Annotated in this window: 18 protein-coding genes; 6 read left to right on the top strand and 12 right to left on the bottom strand. The window is 63.4% G+C overall.

Annotation, left to right across the window (positions count from 1 at the left end):
* Position 1: 1 nt before the first annotated feature.
* Both E3U47_RS15640 and E3U47_RS15645 read right to left on the bottom strand, forming a co-directional pair.
* Positions 2 to 583: a hypothetical protein gene (locus E3U47_RS15640; protein WP_134692586.1), complete on the bottom strand. Its 582-nt coding sequence runs from the start codon at positions 581 to 583 to the stop codon at positions 2 to 4.
* Positions 584 to 685: 102 nt separating this feature from the next.
* Positions 686 to 1126, bottom strand: a complete 441-nt coding sequence (locus tag E3U47_RS15645; protein WP_134692587.1) for a hypothetical protein — start codon at positions 1124 to 1126, stop codon at positions 686 to 688.
* A gap of 171 nt (positions 1127 to 1297) precedes the next feature.
* Between E3U47_RS15645 and E3U47_RS15650 the strand changes: the two genes are divergently transcribed.
* Together E3U47_RS15650 and E3U47_RS15655 are read left to right on the top strand one after the other, a co-directional pair.
* On the top strand, positions 1298 to 1555 hold the full coding sequence (locus E3U47_RS15650) for a hypothetical protein (protein ID WP_134692588.1): 258 nt from the start codon (positions 1298 to 1300) through the stop codon (positions 1553 to 1555).
* Between the two features lie 60 nt (positions 1556 to 1615).
* Positions 1616 to 2779 carry an AAA family ATPase gene (locus E3U47_RS15655; protein WP_134692589.1) on the top strand — a complete coding sequence of 388 codons (1164 nt, stop codon included), beginning with the start codon at positions 1616 to 1618 and terminating at the stop codon, positions 2777 to 2779.
* A gap of 2 nt (positions 2780 to 2781) precedes the next feature.
* Here the strand turns inward: E3U47_RS15655 and E3U47_RS15660 are convergent, their stop codons facing one another.
* Positions 2782 to 3573, bottom strand: coding sequence for a response regulator transcription factor (locus E3U47_RS15660; RefSeq protein WP_134692590.1), 792 nt, complete (start codon positions 3571 to 3573; stop codon positions 2782 to 2784).
* A gap of 138 nt (positions 3574 to 3711) precedes the next feature.
* On the opposite strand from E3U47_RS15660, the gene E3U47_RS15665 reads away from it, so the two are divergent.
* Together E3U47_RS15665 and E3U47_RS15670 are read left to right on the top strand one after the other, a co-directional pair.
* Positions 3712 to 4815: a polyamine ABC transporter substrate-binding protein gene (locus E3U47_RS15665; protein WP_134692591.1), complete on the top strand. Its 1104-nt coding sequence runs from the start codon at positions 3712 to 3714 to the stop codon at positions 4813 to 4815.
* A 172-nt stretch (positions 4816 to 4987) separates the two neighbouring features.
* Positions 4988 to 5860: a contractile injection system protein, VgrG/Pvc8 family gene (locus E3U47_RS15670; protein WP_134692592.1), complete on the top strand. Its 873-nt coding sequence runs from the start codon at positions 4988 to 4990 to the stop codon at positions 5858 to 5860.
* Between the two features lie 73 nt (positions 5861 to 5933).
* Here E3U47_RS15670 and E3U47_RS15675 read toward each other — a convergent pair whose 3' ends face one another.
* The 9 genes from E3U47_RS15675 to gloB form a co-directional block, all read right to left on the bottom strand.
* Entirely contained in the window at positions 5934 to 6407 is a 474-nt protein-coding gene (locus E3U47_RS15675) for a GNAT family N-acetyltransferase (protein ID WP_134692593.1), read from the bottom strand.
* 176 nt (positions 6408 to 6583) lie between these two features.
* Entirely contained in the window at positions 6584 to 6820 is a 237-nt protein-coding gene (locus E3U47_RS15685; RefSeq protein ID WP_256660293.1) for a DUF3077 domain-containing protein, read from the bottom strand.
* Between the two features lie 560 nt (positions 6821 to 7380).
* Positions 7381 to 8991, bottom strand: coding sequence for an ABC transporter ATP-binding protein (locus E3U47_RS15690; protein ID WP_134692595.1), 1611 nt, complete (start codon positions 8989 to 8991; stop codon positions 7381 to 7383).
* 1 nt (position 8992) lies between these two features.
* The gene (locus E3U47_RS15695) at positions 8993 to 10012 is read right to left on the bottom strand and encodes an ABC transporter permease (protein ID WP_134692596.1); all 1020 of its coding nucleotides are present in this window, start codon (positions 10010 to 10012) and stop codon (positions 8993 to 8995) included.
* A gap of 1 nt (position 10013) precedes the next feature.
* Positions 10014 to 11087 (bottom strand): microcin C ABC transporter permease YejB, encoded by a 1074-nt coding sequence (locus E3U47_RS15700; RefSeq protein ID WP_038706480.1) that lies wholly within the window; start codon positions 11085 to 11087, stop codon positions 10014 to 10016.
* Between the two features lies 1 nt (position 11088).
* A complete protein-coding gene (locus E3U47_RS15705) occupies positions 11089 to 12921 on the bottom strand; it encodes an extracellular solute-binding protein (RefSeq protein ID WP_134692597.1) in 1833 nt (610 codons plus the stop codon).
* Complete coding sequence (locus E3U47_RS15710) at positions 12918 to 14693, bottom strand: extracellular solute-binding protein (protein ID WP_134692643.1); 1776 nt, start codon at positions 14691 to 14693, stop codon at positions 12918 to 12920. Before E3U47_RS15710 ends, E3U47_RS15705 begins: the two co-directional genes overlap by 4 nt.
* Before the next feature lie 189 nt (positions 14694 to 14882).
* A complete protein-coding gene (locus E3U47_RS15715; RefSeq protein ID WP_134692598.1) occupies positions 14883 to 16313 on the bottom strand; it encodes a lytic transglycosylase domain-containing protein in 1431 nt (476 codons plus the stop codon).
* 100 nt (positions 16314 to 16413) lie between these two features.
* Complete coding sequence (gloB, locus tag E3U47_RS15720; RefSeq protein WP_134692599.1) at positions 16414 to 17193, bottom strand: hydroxyacylglutathione hydrolase; 780 nt, start codon at positions 17191 to 17193, stop codon at positions 16414 to 16416.
* Between the two features lie 84 nt (positions 17194 to 17277).
* Between gloB and E3U47_RS15725 the strand changes: the two genes are divergently transcribed.
* Complete coding sequence (locus E3U47_RS15725) at positions 17278 to 18051, top strand: methyltransferase domain-containing protein (protein ID WP_134692600.1); 774 nt, start codon at positions 17278 to 17280, stop codon at positions 18049 to 18051.
* Positions 18052 to 18064: 13 nt separating this feature from the next.
* Positions 18065 to 18511, top strand: a complete 447-nt coding sequence (gene rnhA / locus E3U47_RS15730; RefSeq protein ID WP_134692601.1) for a ribonuclease HI — start codon at positions 18065 to 18067, stop codon at positions 18509 to 18511.
* Positions 18512 to 18552: the final 41 nt, after the last annotated feature.

Raw genomic sequence — 18552 nt, forward strand, 5'->3', positions numbered from 1 at the left:
ATCACTCCGGCGGTAGCGTCAAGCCAAAGCATGCCAGCGCCAGCAGCGCGGCCCCCAGCACGATGAAGACATAGTTGAGCACCGTGAAACGGGCGTTGCTTTGGCCCTGCGGGTCACCTGCGGCGGCGTTCAGGCCCTGCTGGCCGAGCCAGGTGATCCAGCCCATGACCGGAAGCATTGCCAGGCTGACGGCATCCAGCATCGGGTAGCCGATATTCTTGCGCACCAGGCTGTCGATGATATTGCTGATGATCAGCATCACCACGAACAGGGTCGCCAGGCTGCGGTGCGGCCAGTGAATGTCGCGGCCATCGCGCTTGAGACGGGCATCGGCCGCGCGGTACAGCGCATGGGTGAAGAAAATGGCGAAGATCGCCCGGGCGACCGGCCACAGGTTTTCACCGCTGCTGAGCTTGTACTGCTTCCAGTTCTTGTAGGCCCAGTACAACTGGTAAAGGCTGAAGGTGAGAATGAACAGGGTGAGGAACTTGCCGCGAGAAACCACGTAGAAAGGCGCTTGTTCGGCTTCTTGCGTGGGGAAGGTGCGCTCTGTTTGCGGCGCGTTGTAGAAGGTGTCAGACACGGGCTCTCCTTGGATGGTCTGCAAAGGGGGCGCCACGTTAACCTAGTCTGTACGGTAAAACCATGCAGGCCTGCGCGCATGAGCGCCCGGATCAGGATGGGGTCATTTGCCAAAGGCGCTGGCCGCACTGTTGATGGCAACAAAAAGCCCAATGATCGAAGCAAGATAAATGCCCAGCACGAGTAGTACAGATTCAAAAAGGGCGAGTTTGCACTGCTTGACGAGGAACAGGGCGCAACTTTTGAACCGTGCTCCGCGCGGCATGTCCGGCAAACTTGCCTTGTGCGCGTGAAAACCGGCGGCTTCATCGTGGATGAAGGCGGCGAAGAACGGCTTCAAGTTGGCGATGACGGCCAGTCCCAGGATCGCGCTCAACACCGACAGCACAAAGATCAACACCCATCCATCGGCACTTCTGTGGGTATCGAAGGCGTGTCCGGCTTTGTATGCCAGCAAGGCAATGAAACTGGTGATGATGAACTGTATGGACAGGTTTCGTAAAAGCTCAAGGAAGGGTTTTTGTCCTTTGCCCAGTACCCACATGCGTTCTGCTCCCTGTACGTTCCGCCCGGCAATGAGAGGGAAGTTGCGGGGGAACAATATCGCTGATGAACAGGCCCTGTCCATGCAAGGCAGAGGCTTGGCGTACTGGCTCCGGGCGCTCTAGCGCAATTCACGCTGGTATTCGTGTCGATGGGGCGGCTGTAGTGCATCGTGATCAAGAGCTGCAAGGTCCACAGCATGCGCGCGGGCCTGGCGGTCTATGCCGGCCTGGTGTCGCTCGAGACGCTGGCAGCGTTGATTACAGGGTTGGGCGGGCTGTTCACCCTGGCCAGGGTGCTGCATGCATCGACCTGCCTGGCGCAACGGCAGCGGTGGCGTACCCATGAGTCATGGCGTGGTTGCCCGGTGGTTGCCCGGTGGTTGCTCGGGTTGGCGGGTTGGATCACCGTGCAGGTGTGGCAACCGTGACTTTACATGGAATTATTCCACGCCAATAATTATTGGCAACGAATAATTTGGGGTAATCCAATGGCTGACATCTTCCTGCGCCCTGAACTGGCCGCCGACATGGCGCGACAGCTGCTCGAGCCGTCCGCGTTGGATATCGGCCTGCGCTCCGGGTTATTCCTGTCTGGCCTACGGCGCACGGGCAAGACCACTTTCCTCAAGAACGACCTGATCCCCGCGCTGGAGACCAGGGGCGCGCTGGTGATCTACGTCGACCTGTGGAGCGATACCCAGACCAGCCCGGTCAAGTTGGTGCTGGCCGCCGTGCGCAAGGCCCTGCACGAACTGCAGACCCCTGCCTCGTCGTTCATGCAGCGGCTACGGGCCCTGCGCGGCGCCGAGGTGGAACTGGCCGGCTTCAAGTTCGGTTTCAACCTCGACACCCTGGGCGAAGCGGGCGGCGTGACGCTGGCCCAGGCGTTGGGCGAGGTGGTGGACCAGGCCAAGGCCAATGTGGTGTTGATCGTCGACGAAGTGCAGCACGCCATCACCACCGAGGACGGCCAGCAGATGATGCTGGCGCTCAAGGCCGCGCGTGACGCCATCAACCCGCGGCCAGCCCCGGCGGGGCATTTCCTGTTCATCGGCACCGGCTCGCACCGGGCGATGGTCAACGAACTGACTGCTCGGCGTAACCAGGCGTTCGCCGGCGCGACCAACGTGGCCTACCCGGTGCTGGGCGAGGACTATGTCGCGTTCTGGCTCGAACGGCTTGCGGCCGATGGCCTGGATAACCTACCGTCGCTGGCGGTGGCGAGCGAGGCGTTCGCCACCCTGGGCAGCCGGCCCGAGGAATTCATCCGTGCCTTGCGCCAGTTGATTCATTCGCCAAGCCTGAGCTCCGGCGCGGATCTGGTGCTGCCAGTGATCGCGGCCACCCTGCGTTCGGCGGCGGCGGACCTGGAGCTGATGAAGGTCGAGGAGCTGGGTGTGCTGGCCCAGGCCATCTTCGCCCGCATCGCCTCGGTAGATGGCGAGACCCGCGGGGTGTTTTCCAGCGAGGCGGCGGCGGAGTATTCGAGGTTCGTCGGGCGCGAGGTGCGCGTGGAGGAGGTGCAGCCGGTGGCCAATGACCTGCTGGCCGCCAACCTGATCATCCGCCGCGGGCATGGCCTGTACGGCGTCACCGATCCGTTCGTGCAGGAGATCTGGCGCGAGCGCCAGGCCCTGCTGGGCAAGCGCTGAGGTCAACTGGCCGGGTGCGTTTCCTGCCTGGCCATGAAGAAGCGGGCAAACAGCTCCGACTGCGACTTGATGTTCAACTTCGCGTAGAGGTTGCGCCGGTGGACCTTGATGGTTTCCGTCGACAATGACAGCTTGCCGGCGATTTCCTTGTTGGAAAAACCACTGAGCAACAAGCGCAACACATCGCTTTCGCGGGTGGTGATCTGGGTGCCGAGCTGGGCGAGTGTTGCTTGCCAGGGCGGCGGTTCACCGAGGTTCTTCTCGCCATCGACTTCAAAGTTCATGCGCTGGCGCATGAGCGCGGTCACCCAGGGCTTGATCAGGTCGAGCACGGTGATCTGCTCCTGGCTGAAGCGGGTCTTGCTGCCAATGGACAGGCACAGGGTTCTGTCCGCGTCGAGCTGGACGTTGTACTGCGCTTCGTCGGTGGAAATATATTGGGCGAAATACTGGTGGTAGTACTCGGTGTCGAGAAAGTATTCCGGGGCGATATCCAGCAGGTGGAAAAAGCCGCTCTGCGGCTGCTCGCGGTTGGCGATGTAGAACGGGTCGAGCAGGTACAGCCCCTTCACGTAGCGATGAATGAGCGCATCGACCTCTTGCGCATCCGCCACTTCGGGAAAGCTCACCACTTCCACTTGCTGGTGGCTGAAGATCAGCACCACCCAGTTGTCGATCTGCACGTACTCGTTCAAGACCCGCACCAGTGAACTCCAGAATGCGGGGCGGTCCAGTTGCAGGATGAGTTTGCCGATCGATCGGTGCCAGGCCAGTCCATGTAGGTCGAACGGCATTTTCTACCCCTTTTGGGTTAGGGAGTCGTGGGTCAGGGCTAAGTATTCTTGGGTATTTACTCTGCGAGCATGCCCGGTATAGTCGCTGTCTGGGCCCAGGAAGGGCCAGAAGATACATGCTTTGGATAAGGATGTTGCATGAGAAGATCACGTTTGCGAACCCTTTTTGCGGCTTCGCTGCTCGGTACGGCCATCAGCACCACGGCCGCCGCCGCGCAGCCGGCGATGCACCTGTACAACTGGTTCGGGCTGCTCGCGCCAGAGACCCCCAAGGCCTTCGAGCAGGAAACCGGCACCCGCGTGCACATGGATGCCTTCGACAGTGCCGACATCATGCAGAGCAAGGTGATGGCCGGGCGCACCGGCTATGACGTGGTGGTGGCCACCTCCAATGTGCTGCCCAGCCTGATCCAGGCCGGCGTGCTGCAACCGCTGGACCGCGAGCAACTGGGCAACCTCGCGCATATCGACCCCGATATCCTCGCCCAGCTGGCGGTCAACGACCCCGGCAACCGCTACGCGGTGCCTTACCTGTGGGGCACCACCGGCATCGGCTACGACGTCGACAAGGTCAAGTCGGCCCTGGGCGACCAGGCGCCGGTGGATAGCTGGGACCTGATCTTCAAGGAAGAGAACATCAGCAAGCTGAAGTCGTGCGGCGTGGCCATGCTCGACTCGCCCAGCGAGATCATCTCGATTGCCCTGAACTACCTCGGCCTGCCCAGCAACAGCACTAACCCGGAGGATTACCAGAAGGCCCAAGCGCTGCTGCTGAAAATCCGCCCCTACGTGCTGTATTTCGACTCATCGCGCATCGACACCGACATGGCCGACGGCAATATCTGCGCGGTGGTGGGTTGGGCCAACGGCGCGCTGGCCGCGCAGGCGCTCAACGAGAAGAACAACACCGGGCGCAGGATCAGCTACAGCCTGCCGCGCGAAGGCGCGCTGGTGTGGTCGGAAAACCTGGTGTTGCTCAAGGATGCGCCGCATCCCAAGGAAGGCATGGCGTTCATCAACTACATGATGCGCCCGGAAGTGATCGCCAAGACCTCCAACCACACGCTGTACCCCAACGCCAACAAGGACGCCACCCAGTTCGTCGAGCAGGTGCTGCGGGACAACCCGTGGATCTACCCCGACAAGAAGACGGTCGCCACGCTGATTCCGCTCGAGCCGCTGCCGTTGAAGCTGGAGCGGATCCGTACCCGGGTCTGGACCAAGGTCAAGAGCGGCGTTTGAGCTGAGCCCAGGTGCCGCCAGCTGCTCGAGGCCGGTATGGCCCGGGCAGCGCGTGCGCGGCCTGTTGATTCAAGCATCCCGCGAAGCATCGCCCCTCGGCGCCCGGCTGTCCTGCGCGGCGGGGTGCTGGTTTCGCGTGCCTCACCCATCTTATGCAGGAGGAGAACAGCGGATGTTCAGCCCAGCCCATAAGACCCACTTGAGTTTGACCATCGAAGGTGTGGCGCATGCTTTCCAGGTGCTTGGCTACACCGGGGAAGAGGTGGCCAACAGGCCGTACTTCTTCAACCTGGAGCTGGCCAGCGAGTGGCCAGAGGCGAAGCTGCAAGGCTATGTCGACCGCGCGGCGTATTTCAGCTTTGACCCGCGTGGCCAGGGCATTCACGGACGGATCTACCATATCGCGCAACGTCCTCGGGGGGCGCGTTCGACACGCTACCACTTGGCCCTCGTGCCGCACTTGTCCTATTTGCGCCACCGTATCAACCGCAGGATCTATCAACGGCTGTCGGTGCCGAAGATCGTCGCCTTGATCCTGGAGGAGCACGGTATCGTCGGTGATGCTTATCGCTTCGAGCTCGGCGCGTGCTACCCCGAGCTGGACTACTGCACCCAGTATGACGAGACCGATCTGCATTTCATGCAGCGCTTGTGCGAGCAAGCAGGTATCCGTTTTTATTTCCAGCACAGCCCCCAGGGCCATGTGCTGGTGTTGGCCGATGGCCAGGCGGTGTTGCCGTGGGGCGTGCTTTACCGCCCGCCGGTGGTGCACAGCAAGCCCCAGGTGCCGGATGGGCAGACCGCCGTGGTGCTGGCGTTGGAGGATGAAGTGGCCCGCAGGGAGAGGGGCCTGGCAAGGGTCAAGGTGCAGTTGCCCTGGGACCCCGATGGCTGGTTCGATGACAAGAGCAGTTGCTGGCTGCCAGTGGCGACCGATTGGCAGTGCGCAACCCCGCAGTTGCAGGTGGGCATGGGGGTGGTGGTTACCTTTGTCGATAATGATCCGGATCAGCCATTGGTGACGGGGTGTTTGTGTTGTGGTTGACGGCCTTGGGGCTATGGTCTGCATCGAGGCGGGCGATTTGGGGGTTGCGGCATACGGTAATGCCCCGGGAATACTAGGTGGGTGCGCCCTGCTGGGATAGATCGGGCTTTTCCATGATGATGGTGCGCTCCCCACCGTGGAATTCGTCGCGTAGCTTCTGATAACCCAAGCGTGCGTAGAACCCCTCGGCAGTAATGGACGAAGGCACGCGCAACGCCGTGACGCCTGCCTTGATCGCCGCTGTATGGATGGTCTCCATCAGTAGTCTGCCGATACCTGTCCCATGGTGGGTGGGCGCGACAAACACTGTCCTGACAACCTCGCCATCGAGGCTTGCCGTCCCCAGCAGATGGTTCTGCTTGACCGCCACGAATACCACTCGGCTATCGAGCAATACACTGACCGCCGCTGGTGAAAAGCTCTGTTCTACCTGGGCTATCACCTCTGCCGGGTAATCCTGCGAGTTGGATTCGCGCAGCGCCGCGATCACGAGGCGGCTGATGGCTTCTGCGTCTTCGCGCTGAGCGCGGCGGATATGACATGCCATGGATATATCCCGAATTTATGCCGCCAAGCCTAGCCCGTGTAGGAGCGGCCTTGTGTCGCGAAAGGGCCGCAAGGCGGCCCCTGGTTTCTGGTGTGTTGCGAAGAGTGCTGGGGCTGCTTCGCACCCCTTTCGCGACACAAGGCCGCTCCTACACAGGACCCGCGTTACTTGTGAAGTCAGTGCTTCATCCCCAACTCCGCATCATCCATCAGCGCCTTGGCCAGCGCGCTCAGGTAATACGCCGCCCACAGCATCTGCGGTCGTTCCTCCATGATCCCGCTGATGGTCAGGTCGCACACGCAGCCCATCAATTCCGAGGCCTGGTCCCGCGCATGCTGGCACGGGATGCCGGGCTCGATGCAGAACAGCGGGTTGGTCTGCCCTTGGCCCTGGTAGAACCGGGTCTTGCCCACTGTGGTGTGGGGCTTGCCCCGCGATTGCGTCAGCCCTGCCAACAAATGACTAAAGCCCTAGTGCAACGTCCGAGGCTCTACCGGCGGTATCTGCACCTGAATCAACGCCGATCCGCGTAATGCGAACAAGGCGCACAGCCGCGGCGGCGCAGACATAACTGGCCCGAAACTAACGTAGGAGCCGGCTTGCCGGCGAAGCGCCGCGCGGGCGGCGCTCGATCTCATGGGCGCTGCAAACCTGTCGGCAGGCACTTGGTGGCCGTCATGCGGTCCCAAGACAGGCTCCTAAGCGCCACACTGCTGGATGTGCATAAGCAGAATTGCGCGCTGACCTGGTGGCACATGTCTGGATATCGAGTGAGGGCCACCAGGTGCTTGCCGGTGTTTTTATAGCGTTCTTGAGATCGAGCGCCGCCCGCGCGGTGCTTCGCCGGCAAGCCGGCTCCTACAGTTTGTTTCGGGCTAATTATGCCTGTGAGGTCTCCACTGTCCGTTTTGGTGCATGTCTATAAATCGGTGATATACCGGCCACTCCCAGGCAGGTCGTAGCCCATGCTGCTTCAGACAACCGAGCTCGTGCCCAAGAACGCCGCCTCCAGCAATTGCCGCGTATACCCATGCCGCGGCTCATGAAATATAGCCCCCGCATCCCCCTGCTCAACCACCTGCCCATGCTTGATCACCATCAACTGATGACTCAACGCCTTGACCACTGCCAGGTCATGGCTGATAAACAGATAAGTCAGGTTGTACTTAACCTGCAAATTCCGCAAAAGCTCCACCACCTGCCGCTGCACCGTCCGGTCCAGCGCCGAGGTCGGCTCATCCAGCAGAATCAACGCCGGCTTCAACACCAACGCCCGCGCAATCGCAATCCGCTGCCGCTGCCCGCCGGAAAACTCATGGGGATACCGATGCCGCGTCCGCGGATCCAGCCCCACTTCCTCCAACGCCGCGATAATCGCCGCTTCCTGCTCGGCCGGCGTGCCGATCTTGTGAATCCGTAACCCCTCGCCAACGATATCCGCCACGCACATGCGCGGGCTCAGGCTGCCAAAGGGGTCCTGGAACACCACCTGCATCTCTCGCCGCAGAGGCCGCACTTCCTTCTGGTTCAGCCCCTCAAGATTCTGCCCGTGGAAGCGAATCCCGCCCTGGCTGGAAATCAATCGCAAGATGGCCAGCCCCAAGGTGGACTTACCCGAGCCACTCTCGCCAACGATGCCCAGCGTCTGCCCCTGGGGCAGGCTGAAGTTCACCCCGTCCACGGCCTTCACATGGTCCACGGTGCGGCGCAGCAGCCCCTTCTTGATCGGGAACCACACCTTCAGGTCCTTCACCTCCAGCAACGGCGCGCCTTCGGCATTCGCAGCCGGTGCGCCGCTGGGCTCGGCGTTGATCAGCATCTGCGTATACGGATGCTGCGGCTTGCTGAACAGTGTGGCGCAATCGGCCTGCTCGACGATCTTGCCGCACTGCATCACGCACACGCGGTGGGCGATGCGGCGCACCAGGTTGAGGTCATGGCTGATCAGCAGCAGGGCCATGCCGAGGCGCGCCTGCAGCTCCTTGAGCAGGTCGAGGATCTTCAACTGCACGGTCACGTCGAGCGCCGTGGTGGGTTCGTCGGCGATCAGCAGTTCGGGTTCGTTGGCCAGGGCCATGGCGATCATCACCCGCTGGCGCTGGCCACCGGACAGCTCGTGGGGCAGGGCTTTCAGGCGCTTCTGCGGCTCGGGAATGCCGACCAGCTCCAGCAGCTCCAGGGTGCGCGCCGTGGCGGCCTTGCCGGTGAGGCCCTTGTGCAGCAAGAGGATCTCGTTGATCTGCTTCTCGATGCTGTGCAGCGGGTTCAGCGAGGTCATCGGCTCCTGGAAGATCATCGCGATGCGATTGCCGCGAATGCGCTGCATGGGCTTCTCGCCCAGGTGCAGCAGGTCCTTGCCGTCGTACTGGATGCTGCCGCTCGGGTGCCGCGCCAGGGGGTAGGGCAGCAGGCGCAGGATCGAGTGGGCGGTCACCGACTTGCCCGAACCGCTTTCGCCGACCAGGGCCAGGGTCTCGCCCTTGCGGATGTCGAAGCTGATGCCGTCGACCACGCGGTTGACCTGCTCGCCAGTGACGAACTCCACCGCCAGGTCGCGGACTTCGATCAGGGTGTCTTGGCTCATGTCATTTCCTCGGGTCGAAGGCGTCGCGGGCGGATTCGCCGATGAATACCAGCAGGCTCAACATCACCGCCAGCACGGCGAAGGCGCTGATGCCCAGCCAGGGGGCTTGCAGGTTGGACTTGCCCTGGGCCACCAGCTCGCCCAGCGAAGGGGAGCCGGCGGGCAGGCCGAAGCCGAGGAAGTCCAGGGCGGTGAGGGTGCCGATGGCGCCGGTGAGGATGAACGGCATGAAGGTCATGGTCGAGATCATGGCGTTGGGCAGGATATGCCGGAACATGATCGGGCCGTTGCGCATGCCCAGCGCGCGGGCGGCGCGCACGTACTCAAGGTTGCGCCCACGGAGGAACTCGGCGCGCACCACGTCCACCAGGCTCATCCATGAGAACAGCAGCATGATGCCCAGCAACCACCAGAAGTTGGGCTGCACGAAGCTGGCGAGGATGATCAGCAGGTACAGCACCGGCAGGCCGGACCAGATCTCCAGGAAGCGCTGCCCGGCCAGGTCGACCCAGCCGCCATAGAAGCCCTGCAAGGCGCCGGCGATCACGCCGATGATCGAGCTGGCGATGGTCAGCGTCAGGGCGAACAGCACCGAGATGCGGAAGCCGTAGATTACCCGGGCCAGCACATCGCGGCCCTGGTCGTCGGTGCCCAGCAGGTTGTCGGTGGAGGGCGGCGCGGGGGCGGGCACCTTCAGGTCGTAGTTGATGCTCTGGTAGCTGTAGGGGATCGGCGCCCACAGCACGAAGGCGTCTTTCTTGGCCAGCAATTCGCGGATGTACGGGCTTTTGTAGTTGGCCTCCAGCGGGAACTCACCGCCGAAGGTGGTCTCGGGGTAGCGCTTGAAGGCCGGGAAGTACCACTCGCCGTCGTAGCGCACGGCGATGGGTTTGTCGTTGGCGATGAACTCGGCGCCTAGGCTCAGGGTGAACAGCACCAGGAACAACCACAGCGACCACCAGCCACGGCGGTTGGCCTTGAAACGCTCGAAGCGCCGGCGATTGAGGGGAGAGAGGGCCATGTCAGTGCTCCCGGCTGGCGAAGTCGATGCGCGGATCGACCAGGGTGTAGGTGAGGTCGCCAATCAGCTTCACCACCAGCCCGAGCAGGGTGAAGATGAACAAGGTGCCGAACACCACCGGGTAGTCGCGGTTGATCGCCGCTTCGAAACTCATCAGGCCCAGGCCGTCGAGGCTGAAGATCACCTCGATCAGCAGGGAGCCGGTGAAGAAGATGCCGATGAACGCTGAGGGGAAGCCGGCGATCACCAGCAGCATGGCGTTGCGGAACACATGGCCGTAGAGCACGCGGGTGCGGCTCAGGCCCTTGGCCTTGGCGGTGACCACGTACTGCTTGTTGATCTCGTCGAGGAAGCTGTTCTTGGTCAGCAGGGTCATGGTGGCGAAGTTGCCGATCACCAGGGCGGTGATGGGCAGCACCAGGTGCCAGAAGTAGTCGAGCACCTTGCCGGTGGTGCTCAGCTCGTCGAAGTTGTTGGAGGTGAGCCCACGCAGCGGGAACCAGTCGAAGTAGCTGCCACCGGCGAACAGCACGATCAGCAGGATGGCGAACAGGAACGCGGGGATGGCGTAGCCGACGATGATCGCCGAGCTGGTCCACACGTCGAAGTGGCTGCCGTGGCGCACGGCCTTGGCGATCCCCAGGGGGATCGACACCAGGTACATGATCAGCGTGCTCCACAGCCCCAGCGAGATGGACACGGGCATCTTCTCGGCGATCAGGTCGATGACCTTGGCGTCGCGGAAGAAACTGTTGCCAAAGTCCAGCTGGGCGTAGTTCTTGACCATGATCCACAGCCGCTCGGGCGCCGACTTGTCGAAGCCGTACATGCGCTCGATCTCGGCGATCAGCGCTGGGTCCAGCCCTTGCGCGCCACGGTAGTTGGAACCGGCCACCGACACCTCGGCGCCGCCGCCGGCGATGCGGCTGGTGGCGCCGTCGAAGCCTTCGAGCTTGGCGATCATCTGCTCCACCGGGCCGCCGGGGGCGGCCTGGACGATGATGAAGTTGATGATCAGGATGCCGAACAGGGTGGGGATGATCAGCAGCAGGCGCCGCAGGATATAGGCCAGCATGTCAGTGGGCCTCGTCCGCTGCGGCGGCTTCGCTTACCGCGGGAGTGACATCGGGCTTGATCCACCAGGTGTCGATACCGACGTCGTACTTGGGCGACTTGGCCGGGTGGCCGATGTGGTTCCAGTAGGCCACGCGGGAGGTCTTGATATGCCAGTTGGGGATCACGTAGTAGCCCCACAGCAGCACGCGATCCAGGGCGCGGCAGTGGTCGATCAGGCTCTGGCGCGAGTCGGCGTTGATCAACTGCTCCACCAACTGGTCGATGGCCGGGTCGCGCAGGCCGATGAAGTTGCGGCTGCCGGGGTTGTCGGCGGCGGCGCTGGACCAGAACTCGCGTTGCTCGTTGCCGGGGGAGTTGGACTGGGCGAAACCGCCGACGATCATGTCGTAATCGCGCGAGCGCAGGCGGGTGATGTACTGCGACACGTCCACCCGGCGGAGCTCGAAGTTGATCCCCAGGTCGGCGAGGTTGCGCTTGAATGGCAGCAGCACGCGCTCGAACTGGGTCTGGGCAAGCAGGAATTCGATGGTTACCGGCTTGCCGTTCTGGTCGACCATCTTGTCGTCGACGATCTTCCAGCCGGCCTCCTGCAGCAGCTTGTAGGCCTGGCGCTGCTGCTCGCGGATCATGCCGCTGCCGTCGGTGACCGGGTTGTGGAAGGCGCCGTTGAACACCTCGTCGGGCACCTTGCCGCGCAGTGGCTCGAGGATCTTCAGCTCGGCCGGGGTGGGCAGGCCGCTGGCGGCCATCTCGGAGTTCTCGAAGTAGCTGTCGGTGCGGGTGTAGGCGCCGTTGAACAGCTGCTTGTTGGTCCATTCGAAGTCCATCAGCAGGCTGATGGCGTGGCGCACACGCACGTCCTGGAACAGCGGCTTGCGCAGGTTGAAGATGAAACCCTGCATGCCCACCGGGTTGCCATTGGGGATCTCTTCCTTGATCAGGCGGCCGTCGCGCACGGCAGGCACGTCGTAGGCGGTGGCCCAGTTCTTCGCGCTCACCTCCAGGGCGTAGTCGAACTGCCCGGCCTTGAGCGCTTCGAGGGCGACGGTGTTGTCGCGGTACGAATCGAAGGTCATCACGTCGAAGTTGAACAGGCCGCGGTTGATCGGCAGGTCCTTGGCCCAGTAGTCCTTGACCCGTTCATAGCGGATCGAGCGACCGGCCTTCACTTCGGTGACCTGGTAGGGACCGCTGCCCAGCGGGATTTCCAGGTTGCCGCGGTTGAAATCGCGGCCTTCGTACCAGTGCTTGGGCAGTACCGGCAGTTGGCCGAGGATCAGCGGCAGCTCGCGGTTGTTGCCGTGCTTGAACTTGAACAGCACCCTGAGCGGGTCTTCGGCGACCACTTCGGCGACATCGCCGTAGTACTGGCGGTATAGCGGCGCGCCGTCCTTGATCAGGGCGTTGAAGGTGAATACCACGTCTTCGGCGCGCATGGGGTGGCCGTCGTGGAAGCGGGCCTCGGGGCGCAGGTAGAAACGCACCCAGCTGTTGTCCGGGGCCTTTTCGATCTTGCCGGCCACCAGGCCGTACTCGGTGAACGGCTCGTCCAGGCTCTGGCGCATCAGGGTGTCGTAGATGCTGCCGATGTTTTCGGCGGGCACGCCCTTGTTGATGAACGGGTTGAGGCTGTCGAAGCCGCCGAAGCTGGACTGGCGGAAGGTGCCGCCCTTGGGCGCGTCGGGGTTCACATACTCGAAGTGCTTGAAGTTGGCCGGGTACTTCGGCGGCTCGTCGTACAGGGTCAGGGCGTGTTGCGGGGCGGCCACGGCCGGGAGCGTGAGGCAAGCCAGCAGCAGGCTGGCGGCCAGGTGGCGCAGGGTGGGCGTCATTTGGCTTTCTCCGAAGTCTTCTTGATCCACCAACTGTTCAGCCCCAGCGTGTAGGGCGGGGTGGCGACGAAGGCGAACCGGTTGCGGTAGGCCAGGCGGTGATTGTCGAGGTACCAGTTGGGAATCATGTAGTACTGCCATGAGAGCACGCGGTCCAGGGCGCGGGCGGCGGCCACCTGGTCATCGCGGCTGCGGGCGGCGAGTAGGGTGTCGAGCAGGTGGTCGACCACCGGGTCCTTCACGCCAGCATAGTTCTTGCTGCCCTTGGTGGCGGCTTGGCTGGAGTGGAAATACAGCCACTGCTCGAGGCCCGGGCTCAGGGTCTGGTTGAGGGTCATCAGGATCATGTCGAAATCGAACTGGTCGAGCCGTTGTTTGTACTGGGCCCGATCCACGGTGCGCAAGCGCGCATCGATGCCGATGCTGGCCAGATTTTCGACATAAGGTTGCAGGATGCGTTCGAGGTTCGGGTTGACCAGCAGCAGCTCCATCCTGAACGGTTGGCCCTTGCTGTCGGCCAGGCGTTGGCCGTTGAGCTTCCAGCCGGCTTGGGCGAACAGGTCCAGGGCCTGGCGCAGGGCCTGGCGGCTGATGCCGCTACCGTTGGTATGGCTGACCTGGTAGGGCTGGGTGAACAGTTTCTCGGGCAACTGGTCGCGAAACGGCTTGAGCAGCAGCCACTCCTTGCCGGTAGGCAGGCCGCTGGCGCTGAACTCACTGTTGGGGTAGTAGCTGGTGGCGCGGCGGTAGGCGCCGTTGAACAGGGCGCGGTTGGTCCACTCGAAGTCGAGCATCAGGCCCAGGGCCTGGCGCACCCGTGGGTCGCTGAACGCGGCGCGGCGGCTGTTCATGAACAGGCCTTGGGTTTGCGTGGGGATTTGGTGCGGGATCTGCGCCTTGATCACCTCGCCCCGACGCACGGCGGGGAACTGGTAGCCGTTGGCCCAGTTCTTGGCCTGGTGCTCGATGTAGATGTCGAATTCACCGGCCTTGAACGCCTCGAAGGCCACGGTGGCGTCACGGTAGAACTCGTACTCGACGCGGTTGAAGTTGTACTTGCCGCGGTTCACCGCCAAGTCCTTGCCCCAGTAGTTCTTCACCCGCTCGAACACCAGCCGCCGGCCCGGCTGCACCTCGGTGACGCGGTAGGGGCCGCTGCCCAGCGGTGGCTCGAAGGTGGTGGCCTTGAAGTCGCGCTTGGCCCAGTAGTGCTTGGGCAGCACCGGCATCTCGCCCAGGCGCAGGATCAACAGCGGGTTGCCGGCGCGCTTGAACACGAAGCGAATGCGCAGCGGGCCGAGGATATCGACCCGGGCTACCTCCTGCAGGTTGGTGCGGTAGATCGGGTGGCCGTCCTTGAGCAGGGTGCGGTAGGAAAACGCCACATCCTGCGCGGTGATCGGCACGCCGTCGTGGAAGCGCGCCTCGGGACGCAGGTTGAACACCACCCAGCTGCGGTCCTCGCTGTACTCGACCGAGCGGGCGATCAGGCCGTAGCTGGAGGTGGGTTCGTCGCCCGAGGGGTCGTACATGCCGGTGCCGACCATCAGCGGCTCGTTGAGCTCGTTGATGCCGTACTGCAGGAAATTAGGCGTGGTGACTGGGCTCGAGCCCTTGAAGGTGTAAGGGTTGAGCGTGTCGAAGGTGCCGAAGGCCATGGCCCGCAAGGTGCCGCCTTTGGGGGCTTGCGGGTTGGCCCAGTCGAAATGGGTGAAGCTGGCCGGGTACTTGAGCGTGCCGAACTGCGCGTATCCGTGGCTTTCGCTCACCATCGCGACGGCGGGGAAGCTCAAGGCCAGGCTGAGTGACAGCAGGAGGGGACGTATCAAGTCGGCATCCGATCCAGAGGGCGTTGGGCTTGGTTCGGGGTACAGTAACAGCTTGTCTGGAATGGAAAAAGGGTGCGAGTCGGTCAGATGGATGTGACTGATTGGGGCGCGAAGCGCCCCCCAGGATTCACATCAACGCGACAGGTAGACGGTCAGGGTCTGGCCTGGCTTGAGCGCATGCCCGGTGCGCGGGTTCCAGCGCTTGAGGTGCTTCATCTCGACGTTGAAGCGCTTGGCCACCAGGTAGTACGAGTCGCCCTTGCGCACTTTGTACTGGGTGGAGCGCTGCTTCGAGTCAGCCACGCGGTTGGCCGCCGTGCTCGGCGCGCTGCCGCCACGCAGCGCCAGCACCTGGCCGACCTTGAGGTTGTTGCCACGGATGCGGTTCCAGCTTTGCAGCTGCTTGACCGACACCCGGTTGGCCTTGGCGATGCTGCCCAGGTTGTCGCCACGCTTGACCCGGTAGCTGCGCGCCGCCGGTGCCTTGGCCTCGGCCAGGGCGGCCTGGAACACGGCCTTGTTCGGTTGCAGGCTGACCAGTTCCTCGGGCTTGAGGTTGGACATGCGGTCGCTGAGCAGTTGCGCCTTGGCGGTGGGCACCAGCAGTTGCTGTGGACCGTCCACGGTCATGCGCTTCTTGAACGCGGGATTGAGCTGGATCAGTTCGTCTTCGTCGATGTCGGCGAAGGCGGCCACGCGGGACAGGTCGAGGCGATCGTTGATGGCGACGGCTTCGAAGTACGGCTCGTTGGCGATCGGGTTGAGGTTGACGCCGTAGGCGTCGGGGGTGTTGACCACCTGCGACAGGGCCAGCAGCTTGGGCACGTAGTCGCGGGTTTCCTGTGGCAGCGGCAGGTTCCAGTAGTCGGTCGGCAGGCCCAGGCGCTCGTTGCGCTCGATGGCCCGGCTGACCGTGCCTTCACCGGCGTTGTAGGCCGCCAGGGCCAGCAGCCAGTCGCCGTTGAACATGTCGTGCAGGCGGTTCAGGTAGTCCAGCGCGGCGTTGGTCGAGGCGGTGACGTCGCGCCGACCGTCGTAGAAGTTGGTCTGGCGCAGGTTGAAGTGGCGCCCGGTGGACGGAATGAACTGCCACATGCCGGCGGCATGCGCGCGCGAGTAGGCCATGGGGTTGTAGGCGCTCTCGATGGCCGGCAGCAGAGCCAGCTCCAGTGGCATGTCGCGTTCTTCGAGGCGCTCGACGATGTAGTGCAGGTAGAGGCTACCGCGCTCGCCGGCGTTCTCGAGGAACGACGGGTTGCTGGCGAACCACAGGCGCTGTTGCTCGATACGTGGGTTGACGTCCATGCCGTCCTGCAGGGCGAAGCCCTGGCGCATGCGCTCCCAGACGTCCTGGGGCGGTGCCTGCTCCTTGGCCTTGACCACCAGCGGGGCGGGCTTGTGCTTGATCCGCGCCTGGTAACTGTGCGCGCGAACGCTGTCGGATTCGTCGAGCTGACGGGTGCTCTGGCAGCCGACCAGGGTGGCGGCCAGCGCCAGTGCACTGATCTGTGCCAGTCGCGTCAGGGCGACCGAATGAGCGGTTCTGCGGCTACGTGAAGACATCGGCGGGAACGGTTATCCGGGCAAAAAAGTTGGGCGATTCTAGAAACCGGCCCCGGCCGGGTCAACCTTTAGGGTCACATTGCGATATATCGTGAGGTTATCAGAACACGTCTTTCCAAGACCTCAAGGCAGCAAAAACAGTGGCTTGGCTTGGCTTGGAATGTCCCTTCCATTCGTCTGCTTTTTGTTTAACGGATGTTTCGGCAGTGCGCAGGAAGGGGTTGGTCAGGCGCTCCATGCCGATGGTTGACGGCAAGGTGATGCGATTGTCGGCGCGCAACCGGGTAACGTCCTCGAAGCGTTGGCGAACGTGTTCGCTGTCGGGTTCCACGGCGCGGGCGAAGCGCAGGTTGCTCAGGGTGTATTCGTGGGCGCAGTACACTTCGGTAGCGACGGGCAGCGCGGCCAGGCGTTGCAGCGAGCGGTGCATCTGCTCGGGCGTGCCTTCGAACAGGCGCCCGCAACCGGCGGCGAACAGGGTGTCGCCACTGAACAGTAGCGGCGTGGCCGATTGCGCAGTGTAATAGGCGATGTGCCCCAGGGTGTGGCCGGGCATGGCCAGGACCTCGAAGGCCAGGCCCAGCACCTCGATGCGGGCGTCGTCTTCCAGGGCGATGTCGCGACCCGGAATACGTTCGCTGGCCGGGCCGTACACCTGGGCGCCGGTGGCCTGTTTCAAGGCTTCGACGCCGCCGACGTGGTCATGGTGGTGGTGGGTGACGAGGATAGCCTCCAGCACCCAGTCGCGATGCTGGCCGAGCCAGGTCAGCACCGGCCCGGCATCACCGGGATCGACCACCGCGCAGCGGCGATTGGCAGTATCCTGTAACAACCAGATGTAGTTGTCGGAGAAAGCGGGTAGGGCATCGATCTGTATCATGTGCGGATCCGTATCGCCAAGCCTGGACATTGAAGGCATCTTAGCCGCGATGGCGCGCGCGGAGAACCTTCGAGGGAGAACGCAATGACCGACCAAGCCTTCGCCCAGGCCGACCCCGACTGGGTCGAGCTGATCCGCCTGGCCCGCGACTGGTTCGAGGGGCCTCTTGGGCAGTTGATGCTCAAGGAAGAGGAAAAGTTGCTCGAAGAAGAACTGCGACGCTTCTTCGGTGGTTACCTGGTGCACTACGGACCCTGCGCCGAAACCCCGCCCAGCGCCCCGCAGGTGCAGCGCAACGTGCGCCTGGGCGCGCCGTTGCCGGGGGTGGAGATCGTCTGCGAGGAGCAGGCCTGGCCGCTGTCGGAGCACGCCGCCGACGTGGTGGTGCTGCAGCATGGCCTGGACTTCAGCCTGTCCCCCCACGGGCTGTTGCGTGAGGCCGCCAGTTCCGTGCGCCCGGGTGGCCATCTGCTGATCATCGGGATCAACCCCTGGAGCAGTTGGGGCGTGCGCCATTTCTTCAGCCATGGGGCCTTGCGCAAGGCCCGTTGCATCTCGCCGTCGCGGGTCGGCGACTGGCTCAACCTGCTGGGCTTCGCGCTGGAGAAACGCCGCTTTGGGTGTTATCGTCCGCCGCTTGCCTCGCCGGCCTGGCAGCAGCGCCTGGCTGGCTGGGAGCGCGTGGCCGGAGGTTGGCAGGCTGCCGGTGGCGGGGTTTACCTGCTGGTGGCGCGCAAGATGGTGGTGGGCCTGCGGCCGCTGCGCCCGGAGCGCCGTGAACCGATGGGCAAGCTGCTGCCGCTGCCGCTGGCCAAGGTCAACCGCAGTGCCACCCATCCCGATTCCGAAAAGCACTGAACACGAGTGGTACATGAGCGATAGCGTCGAGATCTACACCGATGGTGCCTGCAAGGGCAACCCTGGCCCGGGCGGCTGGGGCGTGCTGATGGTTTTCAAGGGCGTCGAGAAGGAGCTGTGGGGCGGCGAGCGCGAGACCACCAACAACCGCATGGAGCTGATGGCGGCGATCGAGGGCCTGAAGGCACTCAAGCGCGAGTGCGAGGTGGTGCTGACCACCGACTCGCAGTACGTCATGAAGGGCATCAACGAATGGATGGCCAACTGGAAAAAGCGCGGCTGGAAAACCGCGGCCAAGGAACCGGTGAAAAACGCCGACCTGTGGGTGCAGCTCGATGAACAGGTCAACCGGCACAAGGTGACCTGGAAGTGGGTGCGCGGGCATATCGGCCACCCAGGCAACGAGCGCGCCGACCAGTTGGCCAACCGTGGCGTCGACGAGGTTCGGGCCCAGCGCTGAAAGCAGTTACAAGCTTCAAGCGGCAAGCCACAAGTAACAGC

Source organism: Pseudomonas sp. RIT623 (genome assembly GCF_004519305.1).
Lineage (GTDB): Bacteria > Pseudomonadota > Gammaproteobacteria > Pseudomonadales > Pseudomonadaceae > Aquipseudomonas.

Coding starts and splice junctions, on each gene's coding strand:
- E3U47_RS15710 (WP_134692643.1), bottom strand. CDS start 14,693: ATGGTGAGCGAAAGCCACGGATACGCGCAGTTCGGCACGCTCAAGTAC.
- rnhA (WP_134692601.1), top strand. CDS start 18,065: ATGAGCGATAGCGTCGAGATCTACACCGATGGTGCCTGCAAGGGCAAC.
- E3U47_RS15675 (WP_134692593.1), bottom strand. CDS start 6,407: ATGGCATGTCATATCCGCCGCGCTCAGCGCGAAGACGCAGAAGCCATC.
- E3U47_RS15715 (WP_134692598.1), bottom strand. CDS start 16,313: ATGTCTTCACGTAGCCGCAGAACCGCTCATTCGGTCGCCCTGACGCGA.
- E3U47_RS15700 (WP_038706480.1), bottom strand. CDS start 11,087: ATGCTGGCCTATATCCTGCGGCGCCTGCTGCTGATCATCCCCACCCTG.
- E3U47_RS15705 (WP_134692597.1), bottom strand. CDS start 12,921: ATGACGCCCACCCTGCGCCACCTGGCCGCCAGCCTGCTGCTGGCTTGC.
- E3U47_RS15655 (WP_134692589.1), top strand. CDS start 1,616: ATGGCTGACATCTTCCTGCGCCCTGAACTGGCCGCCGACATGGCGCGA.
- E3U47_RS15665 (WP_134692591.1), top strand. CDS start 3,712: ATGAGAAGATCACGTTTGCGAACCCTTTTTGCGGCTTCGCTGCTCGGT.
- E3U47_RS15645 (WP_134692587.1), bottom strand. CDS start 1,126: ATGTGGGTACTGGGCAAAGGACAAAAACCCTTCCTTGAGCTTTTACGA.
- E3U47_RS15695 (WP_134692596.1), bottom strand. CDS start 10,012: ATGGCCCTCTCTCCCCTCAATCGCCGGCGCTTCGAGCGTTTCAAGGCC.
- gloB (WP_134692599.1), bottom strand. CDS start 17,193: ATGATACAGATCGATGCCCTACCCGCTTTCTCCGACAACTACATCTGG.
- E3U47_RS15725 (WP_134692600.1), top strand. CDS start 17,278: ATGACCGACCAAGCCTTCGCCCAGGCCGACCCCGACTGGGTCGAGCTG.
- E3U47_RS15690 (WP_134692595.1), bottom strand. CDS start 8,991: ATGAGCCAAGACACCCTGATCGAAGTCCGCGACCTGGCGGTGGAGTTC.
- E3U47_RS15670 (WP_134692592.1), top strand. CDS start 4,988: ATGTTCAGCCCAGCCCATAAGACCCACTTGAGTTTGACCATCGAAGGT.
- E3U47_RS15660 (WP_134692590.1), bottom strand. CDS start 3,573: ATGCCGTTCGACCTACATGGACTGGCCTGGCACCGATCGATCGGCAAA.